12 protein-coding genes are annotated in these 11,255 nt (G+C 59.9%); 5 read left to right on the top strand and 7 right to left on the bottom strand.

Features of this window, described 5'->3' with window-relative positions:
- Positions 1-176: 176 nt before the first annotated feature.
- Positions 177-1,421 carry a hypothetical protein gene (locus tag VGY55_12290; protein ID HEV2970741.1) on the top strand — a complete coding sequence of 415 codons (1,245 nt, stop codon included), beginning with the start codon at positions 177-179 and terminating at the stop codon, positions 1,419-1,421.
- A 182-nt stretch (positions 1,422-1,603) separates the two neighbouring features.
- On the opposite strand, the gene VGY55_12285 is transcribed toward VGY55_12290, so the two are convergent.
- Complete coding sequence (locus VGY55_12285) at positions 1,604-2,110, bottom strand: DUF6496 domain-containing protein (GenBank protein HEV2970740.1); 507 nt, start codon at positions 2,108-2,110, stop codon at positions 1,604-1,606.
- Between the two features lie 288 nt (positions 2,111-2,398).
- Complete coding sequence (locus VGY55_12280) at positions 2,399-3,196, bottom strand: hypothetical protein (protein HEV2970739.1); 798 nt, start codon at positions 3,194-3,196, stop codon at positions 2,399-2,401.
- A gap of 197 nt (positions 3,197-3,393) precedes the next feature.
- On the opposite strand from VGY55_12280, the gene VGY55_12275 reads away from it, so the two are divergent.
- The 3 genes from VGY55_12275 to VGY55_12265 all read left to right on the top strand — a co-directional run bounded on the left by VGY55_12275 (position 3,394) and on the right by VGY55_12265 (position 4,899).
- Entirely contained in the window at positions 3,394-3,822 is a 429-nt protein-coding gene (locus VGY55_12275) for a hypothetical protein (protein ID HEV2970738.1), read from the top strand.
- Between the two features lie 191 nt (positions 3,823-4,013).
- A complete protein-coding gene (locus VGY55_12270) occupies positions 4,014-4,427 on the top strand; it encodes a hypothetical protein (protein HEV2970737.1) in 414 nt (137 codons plus the stop codon).
- A 169-nt stretch (positions 4,428-4,596) separates the two neighbouring features.
- Positions 4,597-4,899: a type II toxin-antitoxin system ParD family antitoxin gene (locus VGY55_12265; GenBank protein HEV2970736.1), complete on the top strand. Its 303-nt coding sequence runs from the start codon at positions 4,597-4,599 to the stop codon at positions 4,897-4,899.
- Between the two features lie 437 nt (positions 4,900-5,336).
- On the opposite strand, the gene VGY55_12260 is transcribed toward VGY55_12265, so the two are convergent.
- From VGY55_12260 to VGY55_12250, 3 genes are all read right to left on the bottom strand, one after another.
- Complete coding sequence (locus VGY55_12260; protein HEV2970735.1) at positions 5,337-5,975, bottom strand: NAD(P)-binding domain-containing protein; 639 nt, start codon at positions 5,973-5,975, stop codon at positions 5,337-5,339.
- 467 nt (positions 5,976-6,442) lie between these two features.
- On the bottom strand, positions 6,443-6,856 hold the full coding sequence (locus tag VGY55_12255) for a hypothetical protein (GenBank protein HEV2970734.1): 414 nt from the start codon (positions 6,854-6,856) through the stop codon (positions 6,443-6,445).
- Positions 6,853-7,692, bottom strand: a complete 840-nt coding sequence (locus VGY55_12250) for a TIGR04255 family protein (protein HEV2970733.1) — start codon at positions 7,690-7,692, stop codon at positions 6,853-6,855. The genes VGY55_12255 and VGY55_12250 overlap by 4 nt, the downstream gene beginning before the upstream one ends.
- 293 nt (positions 7,693-7,985) lie before the next feature.
- On the opposite strand from VGY55_12250, the gene VGY55_12245 reads away from it, so the two are divergent.
- Positions 7,986-8,300: a hypothetical protein gene (locus VGY55_12245; protein HEV2970732.1), complete on the top strand. Its 315-nt coding sequence runs from the start codon at positions 7,986-7,988 to the stop codon at positions 8,298-8,300.
- Positions 8,301-8,317: 17 nt separating this feature from the next.
- On the opposite strand, the gene VGY55_12240 is transcribed toward VGY55_12245, so the two are convergent.
- A complete protein-coding gene (locus VGY55_12240) occupies positions 8,318-9,316 on the bottom strand; it encodes an efflux RND transporter periplasmic adaptor subunit (GenBank protein ID HEV2970731.1) in 999 nt (332 codons plus the stop codon).
- 331 nt (positions 9,317-9,647) lie between these two features.
- Positions 9,648-11,255 (bottom strand): CHAT domain-containing protein (locus VGY55_12235; protein ID HEV2970730.1); only part of this gene is annotated, 1,608 nt, incomplete at its 5' end.

Below are 11,255 nucleotides of genomic sequence, written 5' to 3'. Positions count from 1 at the left end.
GGAGAGGGACAGGCTAGCCTGTCCCTCTCCTACTCTCCTTCAACAATGTGCGGCAGGCGTTCTCGCGGCCGGGGGCCAATTCGCTAGAAAGGGAACGATTCGCCAGCGGCCTTCGTCAAAGTTGGTGCCGCGATGGTAGCGGTCACTGGTTCCCCTTATCCGGCGGAGCATTGATTATGCGCTCGACATCGAAGGTCACTGCCGCTTTTCGCTTGACAATCATCGTGGCGTCTGTGAACCTCGCCCTCGCGGCGACCGGCTGGGCACTGACGGTCGAGGAAACGTTGACGCCCGATTATGTCAAGGAGCATCCCAAGGAATGGTCTGTGAATGTGGCGGACGGCAAGGATGGGCAGTTCAAGTTTACCGTCATCCGATATCTGGCAGAGCCGAAATATCTCGTGGCGCACTTCGCCGCCTATCACGGCGGCAATCTGGTGGCCACAAGCGACAGCCCGGCCTTCGGCCGCAAGCGCGACAATACGTTCTATTTTTCCGTCGGTCGCGACGATCTGGCCGACTCGAAATTCTCGCTGAGCGAGTCGGTCATCGGAGGTTCCGGCGATGACGCCGTCCCGCTGCCAGGGACGATCATCCACAAGCTTTCGCTGAAGGACTTTTTTGCGGCGCTGAGCGATCGAGGCGGCCCGGATAGCTCGCCCGCCAAGCCGGGAGACAACGAGACCGGTGCGGTAAACTCAAACGAGTCGGGCGACCATAAAACATCAAACGAAAACCTGCAGCCATTGGTCGAGAAGGTGCTAAAGGCCTACGGCGGCCAGGAAAAGCTCGAACAGATCAAGGCCATGACCCTCGAACTCCGCACGCCTGGGTCACACGGGAAAGCGTCGACCACCAAATACTTCGTCGAGTTGCCCGACAAATATCGGATCGAATTCGGACGAGAAGGGGACGCCGCGAAGGAGGTCCAAATTATCCTCGGGCTAGACCGCATCCGGCGGTGGCGAAAACATACCGATGGAAAGGTGGAAGAGATATTCTTTGGCGGCCTCGACTATCCACGGGAATACTGGCTCGATGAGGTAAAATACTTCGGCCCGCGAACGGTGCTTAGGCTCAAAGACACCGATTGCAAGCTGTCGCCGCTCGGCGAGATCAAGTTGAATGACCGAGCCGCCGCGGGCATCGCGCTGGCCAAGTCCCGCTCGCCCGTAGACCTTTCCTTGAAGATGTATTTTGACCAGGAAACCGGATTGCTGCTTGGGGAGAACAATACGCTGCAAGAATACGAAACCGTCTACGGCGACTACAAAACAATCGATGGCTTTCCCGTCCCCGGAAGAACGACGGATATTCGTACGATTGGCGTGGGGCGCGAGATGAAACAGTCGACCAAGAGCGAACTTGTCGAGTTCAAACTATTCGACAATCTCGATCCGAAGCTGTTTCAAGAGCCGTAAGGCCGATTCTTCGCAACGGCGCTGATCTTTGCCAATGCAGCTTCAAAACCGTTTCGGTTTTCGGGGTGCCATGCCCACGCGGGGCACCCGCGCCAGCGGGTCGGCGTGGGCATGGACTGGGTTGGCGCATGGCCACTCAGAGCAGTGGCCATGGCACCCGTCAAATCAGATTTGAAGCTCCCCTAGGCTCGAGTTTTCGCCCGCGTTCGGGCCGCCTTCTTTGCCGCCGCGGATCGACCGGCCGCGCCTTTGGTATGAACAGCCTTCTCCGCCGCGGCGCTGCGCTCGGCGGCCGTGCGTTGACGGGCCGCTCGGCGGGCCTGGCGCGCGAGGGCCTCGTGGGTTGCCGCGGAATGCGGCTCGCGCCCCAGTGCTTTCTTGATCGCGCGCGAGCGCTTGACCGCTGGCTTGTGATGACCGTTTGCTTCGTGCCCTTGCTCATAGGCCAGCTCGGCGCTGCGCCGCGTCCGCTCAGTCGTTTTGCCTCGTTTCGGCGGCGGTAGATCGACCCCCGCCCTGCGCGCTTTGGATAACCCAATGGCGATTGCCTGTTTCGCGGATCGCGCCCCGTGTTTCCCTTCGCGAATGTGGTGAATTTCCTCGCGAATGAACTCCCCGGCCTGCGTGGTGGCGGCCTTCCCCTGGCGTTTATCTCGCTCGGCACGTTTAAGTGTTTCCTTCTCTGGCATGGCTTGGTCCTCCGATCACAGAATTCGACATTCGGTAAGTGTGCGTGTGCGCACGATTTAGGATAACCGCAAGAAGCGTGCCAGAGTTTTGGAAAGTTCGGAGGTTTCCGCGGCTTGGCGAAGCCCTCAGGCATCGCTGCAAACCTCGCCAAGATTCGGGCGCGATCCGGTCGCTTGGGCATGATGAACAGGCATTTAACGACCGCGTGTCGCGCTGCCGACATTGCCTCCATGGCCGTCGTCACGGAACGCCGCGGAGGGCGTTCACTACCCAACTACCGCCTTCCTCTATCCGCCCTTCCAATGCCTGACTTCGGGGGGCGACGAACTGGAACTCGTGTAGGTGTCGTAGCGCTCATGCAGATCGTCGTGCAGCGAGCGGAGTTCTTCATACGACCACGAGTCGATATGCCATTGCGGCTCGAGTTCGCTGAGATGGTTCGGGCCGCGCAGGTGCTCGATGACCCTGTCGCGAGTCGGGTTCCAGTCCCCTTCGACAGACCAATGATTGCCGCGGAGGCGGTAGCTGCCGGTCGTCTCGACTCGGGCCGATTCCAGCACCGCTCCCGGCGGCCGTTCGTCGACCCCTTTGGCAAGAAATCCGAACGTCCAGGCGTCGAGCGGCGTCGTGCAGCCTGACTTGAATGATCGGACGACTTCGCCGTTGTCGATGCAGGCGACCGTTGGATAATCGCGCACGTCCAGCTTTCGCACCAACTCGGGAATCTGGTCTCGATCGACAATCTGGACCTGGTTTTCAGGCCCCTCGCCGATCAACCAGCCGATCGCCCGCATTTTTTCGAAATCGCCCCCCGCGCGCTGCAAGCGCGCCAGCTCCTGATCGCATTTCGCACAGTCTTTCTTGACGATGAACACGACTCGAGGGTTCAGCGGCCGAGCGCCCTTAACGCTGACGGCGGCGCTCGTGGCATTCCGAGCCGGATCATGCGCCGGTGAAAGGGACTGGGTTGCCGCTTGCGTCGATGCGATGGCCGATTCGGCGGCACGCGAGTCAGTCGCGTACGCAGCCGTTAGCACTGCGACGCTTGTGAACACGCAAACGAGTCGCTTGAGCGATCGAGACATGCGCCATCACCTCCGCGAAATTGGCACTTAAAGGTGTCAGTGAGTACGACTTTGGAAAGCCTACTTCATCAGCCATTTCCGCCAAGAAACGGCGGCGTTGACATCGGATTCCGATCAAGAAAAGAAGGTCAATCGGGGCGAACAAGCGCCCACTTCGCTTGGCTAGCAAATCCCGTGCCAGATATCGACTTGTCGCGATGCCAATGAATGGGACGCCGGCGCAGCCGATTACGTCGCACGTCCCGCAAATTCCGAATTCGCGGCCCGCCGGAACTGCCCGCCTTTTGCGCACGTGCAGCAGCGTTCTGCGACAGATTCATTGCCCGAGTTTTCCGCTGCCGGCGGAGCGCCGCGACCTGATCGACCGGCTCAGTCGCGATTTCGGCAATCTCCGCGAGGTCTGCCAATCGGGCGACATCGCGACGAAGGCCGCGCTTTTCGATCCAGTGCTCGATCGATTCCGAGAATCGCTTGACGTCTTGGCCGCCGCACCGCCGGAGTTGGAAACCAAGTGCGCGGACCTTGACGAGCGCCTCGGCAGGTTTCTAGAGCCGCCGCGCGCGGCGGATGCCTCGAATGCGGATGGCCCGAACTGCGCGAGCGACGAGGATGCTCTGCCGTTTTGAACGGCGCGCGAGTCCGCCCCGCCGGATTTTATCGCCTGTCTTCGGGTCGGGAAGACCTTCGCCATCGGCGAAAACCGGCTCCATTTTTCGGGCGGCGCGCAGGAAGTCGGATGCCCGACCAGCGCCACTGCCCCGATTCATGAGCTAGATTTCATTCGCAGAGCAGCGCAACCCTGAAGCCGAGGCATCCGATGGCCGAACATGATCTTGCATCCGCTAAGTATCTCGCGCAGGCCGAGGATTCGCTTGCGGCAGCCGAGACGGGATCGGCGGACACCACGCAACCGCCAGCGTCATCCGTAGACATTTGGGCGCGCGTCGCGGGCTGGACTTCTTACATCGCCGCCGCGGCAGTTATTGCCTGCTTGGTGGCGGTGGCCGTTCCGTACATCACGGCCGCTCGGTCGCAGAAGGCGACCTCGCCAATCGACTGGTTGATTAAGTTGCACGGTGGATCGCCCGATCAGACCTTCGAGAAATTCATCCGCGACAGCGCCACGGCGAACGAGCACCAGTGGGACGAAATGTATCGCAAGTCGCCCGCCTACGGGATCGATCCGAGCAAAATGAATTGGAACTTTGGACCCGTGCAACGGGCCAAGTAGGCGCTGCTGAGAAGAGAAGGCCGGAAAGCCGCAATCGGCCTACCTCTCGGGCCGAAACCATGCCGCCGTGCCCCGTCCCCAAATCCAGAAGTTGGCAACAACTGCCAATCATGGTATCTTTTCAGGGAGACGCGGCGCGTGACCGACCGACTTGGCTACCGAGGGGAACATGCCAACTCGCAATATCAACTTAACGGAACATTTCGACCGATTCGTCGCGAAGCAGGTGAAGGGCGGGCGATTCCGGAACGCGAGCGAGGTCATGCGAGCCGGCCTCCATCTACTGGAGCAACAGACCCGCGAAGAACAAGAGAAGCTCACTTTGCTCCGCGCCCTGGCGTCTGAGGGATTCGATCAATTGGACCAGGGGGGTGGGATTGCAATCGACGACGAGCGACAACTTGCGAACGTCATCGGTCAGATCGGCCGGCGCGCTTCCAAGCAAGTGAAACGACGCGCGAACGGCGACTGATTTCATGCCTCGCTATGTGTTGTCGTCCGCCGCCGAGCGGGACATCGAGTCCATACTTGCTTGGACACACGACCATTTTGGGCCGCAAGCGAGGTTGCGCTACGAGGCGCTCTTGGTCCGCGCCATCATTGACGTCGCTGAAAAACCGGATCGGGCCGGTAGTCATAATCGTCCGGAATTTGGCGCCAATGTGCGGACCTACCACTTGGCGCACAGTCGAGATCGCGTTGTGGCAACCACGGGACGAGTCAAGCATCCTCGGCACTGCTTGCTGTACCGAGTTCGCAGTGACGGCCGAGTTGAGATCGGTCGCGTATTTCACGACAGCATGGATCTCGATCGCTATCTTCCTGTGGTACCCGACGATCCGCCAAAGCTCTAGCCCTCGGGCTCCATCTAGATTAACCGAAGTCCCCCCGGTCACCGCAGGCGGACTTTCACGTCAAAAGCTTGAATGCGTGGTTCCATTCGTTGCGCAGGAATCCGCGGATGCACCAGAGCATGCAGAGCGGTTCGATGGCCCGGGCGGCCTCGGCCTGGCCCATATCGGCCGTCTCCCAACCGAATTGATCGAGGATGCCTCGCACTGTCTGCTTGGCGGCTTCGTCGTTTCCGCAGATGAACATGGTCGGCTTGCCCTCCTTGAACTGCGGATTCACCATGCAGGAACTGCCGACGGAATTGAACGCTTTCACGAGTCTCGCGCGCGGGAATTCGCGTTGCAATCGCTCCATCAGCGATTCGTTCGGACTTGTGAAGAAGCTCAAAACGCCGTTGACGGGTGGCAGGTCCGCGATCGGGTTGGTCGCGTCCATGACGGTCTTTCCAGCAAGATTCTCCGCGCCCGCGGCGCGAAGGGCCTCGACTGCGGCGGTCCCCTTGACGGCCAACACCACGAGTTCGCCATATCGGGCTGCCTCGGCGAATGTGCCGATTCGGCCTTTGCCGTTCTGTTTCTTCCAATCCACCAGCTTCCCGACGTCGCGAGTGCCCATCGTCACGTCGTGACCGTGCCGCAGGAAACCGCTCGCCAGGACCTTCGCCACGTCGCCAGATCCAAGCACGCCGACTTTCATACGTTCCTCCGCGCTTTCGCGCGATCTCACGACGGCCCAAATGGGCCTTCGACAGAAAGTGTCAATTCCGCCAGCATTGCTTGCAACTCCAGAACTCGGGAATCTCTCCGATTTTTGGAGTTGAGGCTGGGCAATTCAATGTGGCCGGGATCATCATGAAGTGGTCTCGATTCGATTGCAATGTCGTTGGCTCTCAAATCCTTCGCCTTCAATATCGCAACGTAGTACGTCTTTCCCGGCCAACCTTTCGCCGCCTCCTCAATCGTCTTGTACTTCGCTCGGGAAAGGGACAGCCCGGCCACGTCGTTGGTTTTGTGCGGCGCAAATGCTTGGTCGTCCAACTGCCGTGTGTCCGGGTCGCACCAGACCTCAGGAATGCGGCGATATATCAACTCGTCGTCTTCGACAGGTTCGGTGCCATCGCCCACAAATCAGTCACGCGGAAGGCGCGTCCATTCGATCCTAACTCAACCTGAACGTTCCACCAATCTTGAGCCACTAAAGACACAACGATCGATTGTGCCATCGTCCCAAACGTGAAACACTATCGCCAAATCTGGCGCACCTGTCTGAGACTTGAGCACGATACCGCCATTCGGATCAGGGGCTACACTATCGGGGCATTTGGCCCCTATCTTCTTCAACTCAACGACTAAGCAAGCGGCCGCCGCAATCGCCTTGTGCGTTAGCGGCTCGATTCCCTCGTTGGCAAGCATGTCCGGTTTTTGTGCCCATGTAATGAGCCGATTGATAAGGTTTTCCCAGTGTTCGTTATCGAGTCCAATCCGAGCGATCGGGGACTCGGTGTCGGCTGTTGTCGGCACGAACTCATCCAATTCCACCGAAACGAACGCAGTGGATTTACTTTCAGTCATGTTCATTTTTTCAGTCCCCAATACGTGTTCGCTTCGTCGCTCATCAAGGTCCGAAAGGAGTTAACGATCGTGTGATGCCCCAGGTCCAAACCATTGACGACCGATCGCAAGGGATCAGCCGCATCGCCCAGAGATCCACGAGCGGTCAATGTGAGCCAAACCGTTTCCTGATGCTCGGGTGGCTTGGCTGGTGCGAGGCCATGCTGCCATTGGATGTGAAGCCGTCCCCGCTGGTCGGGAATTTGAAAATGCCACTCGCCGGAAAAGCTTTCTCCGTCCACGAGGTTAGCTACGTCCGAAACGCCAGCAAGAAGCCGAAAGAACCCCCAATCGCTCGGGACTCTCCATACAGTTCCCTTGGGGATATTGTTGATGTACGTCACTTCCCATTGATTCGGTCGAAACTCGCCGAGGTGTTCTTCCGAGATGAAATCCACGAATCGCCGCAACGCATACTCGAATCCATTTCGAACCGCCGGGTAACGAGGATAGCTGGACTCTTCGCTCTTTGACCAATTAAAGTGAACACGGTTGTCCTGGATTTGAATCATGCGATCTCCATTGCTGTTCTTGATTTGGAGCCGCGTTCTTGGAACCTGCGTGAATTGGATTCCCAACTGTGGTTGCCATTTAACGGCGTCGCCAAATTGCTCGAACTGCGACACCAACGCCGGAGCATCCGTGACGCTCGCCCATTCGGCCAGATCGAGCGTTTTCCAAAATGCCCCTAGCTGCGCATTTCCGAAATTTACAATTTGATCGAACTGCACGCCGAGCACGGTTTCGACAACCGGCGGCCTCTCGTAGTCCGGCGAAGAGCCATTTCGATTCGGAATCGCCATACTGTCAAATCTCAACTTAATGCGCTGCAACCCCTGAGAGCAAGTCAACATACCCATCGTGAGATGAACATACTCTACTGTCATTATAGCGGCAAGGCGAGCCGCTGGGCGCGGCATTGCCGGCATATCCACTCTCGATTCACCAGTCTGTCTGCCGCTGTAACTTCCGCTCTTCCGCATTCCCCGGTTCGTCAAGCAGTTGGATTGAGGAGCTTCCCCGCCCAATTCGACATCCCGTACAATCCTGTTTATCCTGTCCGTTGACTGTCGCAACGCCGAGGGTGACCACAATCATGCGCAAGTACAATCCCAACCCGAAGCATGAAACAGGTGGATCGCTCGGCCGAAAAGGAACCAAACTCGATCTATCCGACGCTCAGGCCGCGCAGCTCTTGAACGATTCATCGCATTGCCTTCAAGTGCCCGGAAAAAAGCAATTGGTCGGAGTCCGGAGCGGGAAGATTTATGTGTTCCAGGACGACGGCGCCGGTGGCTACCACGCCTATCGCGCCAGCGGCAATGAGGTCTGCAAGAAGTACGCCGGCGTGCAAGCGAAAATCGCGGAAATGCTGGGAATCGACGTCAAGCGGCTGAGCCGTCTGCGGTAAGCGCTGACGATGCTCGCTCATTGCGGCGGAGCATGTTCGCGATGACCCGCGTCGAACTCCACGTTCGCGGTGAGATAGGGCAGCAGCTTGCCATCGGGATTGTCGACTGAGATGACCACGGTGTACGTGACGACGTTTTGCGACATCTGCGCGTTGAGGCGAACCTGCGCTACTTGCCCCTCGTAGACCTTGCCCGGAACGGCATCGACGGTGAACCGAACCGATTGCTTCTCACGAATCGCGCCGACATTGGCTTCGTTGACGGAGGCCCAAATCTGTAAATGTTTCATGTCCCCGGCGATTAGGAACAGGCTGGCGGCGTTTAAGCTCGACACGACCGCTTGCCCGACGTTGACGCGGCGGTCGATCACAATCCCCTTGATCGGCGATCTAATGGTGGTGGCGGCAAGATTGATTTGAGCTTGCGTGAGCACCGCTTCGCGCTCGGCAAGCCCCGCCGCGGCAGCCGTGACGGCAGACTTGGCCACCCTGAGCTTGATTTCCGCCGCATTGGCCTCCTCAGCGGGAACGGTCTTATTTGCCACACTGCCCTGGACTCGCTTCAAGTTGGACTCAGCCAACTCGAGTTTCGCCTTCGCCCCTTCCAACTCCGCTTGCGCTCGCTGGCAGCCGGCTTGGGCTTCGTCAACTCGAGACCGATACCGACGGTCGTCGAGCTGGGCCAGCAATGTGCCCGCTTCGACCGGCGAGTTGTAATCAATCGACTTCCCTTTGAATTGTGGATCGGTCGCGGCCCGCGGATCTGGTCCAAAGCTCGTAATGGTCCCGGCGACGCTGGAGTTCACGTCCACGACCTCTTCCGGCTCGATCGTGCCGGTCGCGCGGATTATTAGCGCGAGGTCGCCGCGCTTGACGACTTCGGTTATCAGCGAATTCGTCTTTGCGTCCGCCGCCGGTGTATCATCTGCCGAAGCACTGCTTGAAAGTGCGGTGCACAACAAGGCGAGCACCATTGCTCGCACGACGCGATGAGAGGAATTCTTCGGGTCATTCATCTTTCGTGCCTCGTTGGTTCAAGGTATACGCGCCGGATTGTGCCAGCGTGACCGCACGTTAGAGCCGTGTCGGCTGGGTGGCACTGGCCAGCGCAGTCGGCCAGTGCCGAGGTGCGAGTCGACGTCGACCCAACCAACCGTTCGCGAACTCGCAAGTGGCTGCAATTCGTTGCGGATCGCCAAGGGCAGGCAGCGCCATTTCAAGATGGTAACTCCGCCCGCCGGCACTGGCCGACGTTGCTGGCCAGTGCCACCCGATCTTCCCAGGGCAAAGTTGGAAAGCAAGAATCCTCACGCGCACATTCTAGCAAATCGCAAGCAGCGACGCACATTATTGCCAATCGCCGCTGAGTACGAACGGCGCCCAGTAATAGGGCGGGAGGCGGTGGTTGCTGTCCGGCGGCTGGTCGTTGGCGAATTTCAGCCCGCGGCTGACGCCTGCCAGCCCGCGGTTGGCGCCGGTTCGCAGCATTTTCAGTTGGGCCTGGCGGAGCGCTTCGAGCTTGGTCATCTTTCTATTCCAGAGGTTATCGTAGAAATCGCTCATTAGCGCGCGGCTGGCGTCGTCGCTGATTCGCCAGAGCGTGGCCACAACGCTCTTCGCCCCGGCAATTTGAAGGGCCCGCTGCAAGCCGAGCACCCCCTCGCCGCCGGCCGATTCGCCCAATCCCGTTTCGCAGGCCGAGAGCGTGGCCAGATCAACGCGCCGCAGATCGAGTTGCGAGACTTCGAGGGCCGTCAGGATGCCATCGTCATTGCCTTCCGCGGCCGGCCGGTTCGCTCCGGCAAGAACGACGCCGGAAAGCAGCCCTGGCGGATAGCCAGCAACGTCGCGAAGCGAAGTCGCGCCGCCAGCGCCGCGGTTTTCCGCACCCATCGCGACGCCGAGCGCGGATTTCAACTCCTTCGGTGCGAAGAAACCGTGCGTCGCCAAATGCACGTAGCGGTGGTCGGAAATCTTGCCGATGAGCGCTGCCTTCGTCGCCCGATCGCCGCGGAGCTTGTCGAGTCGGCCGTCGGGAAACTGCTGCTCGAAGGAATCGGCGATCGTGGCCATTTCCGTGCGAGTGCCATCGAGCGGCGGCCAGTGGAGCAGTTGCCCGGCGCGAGTGCCGCGCGGAGCGGATTGCGCGATCGTACCCGCGGACGCCCGTCCCGGATTGGCATCGTAATTCACGTCGCCGACGAGCAAGAGAGACTGCTCAGGGGCCGAGTCTTTGGCGGCGCTCGCGCCAGCGCCTGCCGGCTTGTCGTGACCCAGCTCCGCAAGCAATCTTGGGATCGGCACGACGGCGACCGCCGTCTCTTCGACGAGATAAGTCCCCGGTTCTTTTCCGGGCATCGCCGGCCAGGGAAATCGGGCCGTCGCGCGGTCCGGCGAGATCAACACGACCGGCGCGCCGGTGAGTCGCGATTGAAGCTTGTCCCAAATCAGCTCGCGCAACCGGCGGCCCGGATCCTGGTCGTCGTCCGCCGTTCGCGGGACGCTCAGGTCCGGCAGCTCGTCGGTCGCGAGCGGCACGAACTTCCTCCGCCAGGATTGAATCGCGCGCTCGATCGGAGCGACCGGGCCCAGCTCGACTTGCTCGAGCGGCTTTTCGCGCCGGACCAGGAATGCCGCAAGGTGTGGTTCCCAGCGGCGAAGCTTGACCTTTTCAGTCGGTGGAGTGAAGTGCTTGTACTCGACGAAATCGACCAGCACGGCGTTGGCCGGCAGCGCTTTTTGAAGGTCGGCCGGCGTGCGCGTTTGCCCGTCCAAGTCGCGGCGGAATTCACGGCTGGCGGCGGCCAGCGATCGCTCGGCCTGCTCGACCTCGTCGCTCAATAGGGCCAACCGCCGTCGATGCTCTTCCTCATGCCCCGGCTCTACGGACCCGAGTGAGAGGTTTGCCAGGTCCTGCGATTTCCGCGTTAGACCGTCGAACAATCGGGCTGCTTC

The organism is Pirellulales bacterium, assembly GCA_035939775.1.
In the GTDB taxonomy this organism is placed as follows: Bacteria; Planctomycetota; Planctomycetia; order Pirellulales; family DATAWG01; genus DASZFO01.
The sequence above is the reverse complement of the archived record's forward strand: the minus strand, read 5'-3'. Positions and strand labels throughout refer to the sequence as shown.

Bases quoted from the DNA above. Each gene is read 5' to 3' on its own strand.
- VGY55_12290 (HEV2970741.1), top strand. From the start codon at position 177: ATGCGCTCGACATCGAAGGTCACTGCCGCTTTTCGCTTGACAATCATC.
- VGY55_12285 (HEV2970740.1), bottom strand. From the start codon at position 2,110: ATGCCAGAGAAGGAAACACTTAAACGTGCCGAGCGAGATAAACGCCAG.
- VGY55_12280 (HEV2970739.1), bottom strand. From the start codon at position 3,196: ATGTCTCGATCGCTCAAGCGACTCGTTTGCGTGTTCACAAGCGTCGCA.
- VGY55_12275 (HEV2970738.1), top strand. From the start codon at position 3,394: ATGCCAATGAATGGGACGCCGGCGCAGCCGATTACGTCGCACGTCCCG.
- VGY55_12270 (HEV2970737.1), top strand. From the start codon at position 4,014: ATGGCCGAACATGATCTTGCATCCGCTAAGTATCTCGCGCAGGCCGAG.
- VGY55_12265 (HEV2970736.1), top strand. From the start codon at position 4,597: ATGCCAACTCGCAATATCAACTTAACGGAACATTTCGACCGATTCGTC.
- VGY55_12260 (HEV2970735.1), bottom strand. From the start codon at position 5,975: ATGAAAGTCGGCGTGCTTGGATCTGGCGACGTGGCGAAGGTCCTGGCG.
- VGY55_12255 (HEV2970734.1), bottom strand. From the start codon at position 6,856: ATGAACATGACTGAAAGTAAATCCACTGCGTTCGTTTCGGTGGAATTG.
- VGY55_12250 (HEV2970733.1), bottom strand. From the start codon at position 7,692: ATGGCGATTCCGAATCGAAATGGCTCTTCGCCGGACTACGAGAGGCCG.
- VGY55_12245 (HEV2970732.1), top strand. From the start codon at position 7,986: ATGCGCAAGTACAATCCCAACCCGAAGCATGAAACAGGTGGATCGCTC.
- VGY55_12240 (HEV2970731.1), bottom strand. From the start codon at position 9,316: ATGAATGACCCGAAGAATTCCTCTCATCGCGTCGTGCGAGCAATGGTG.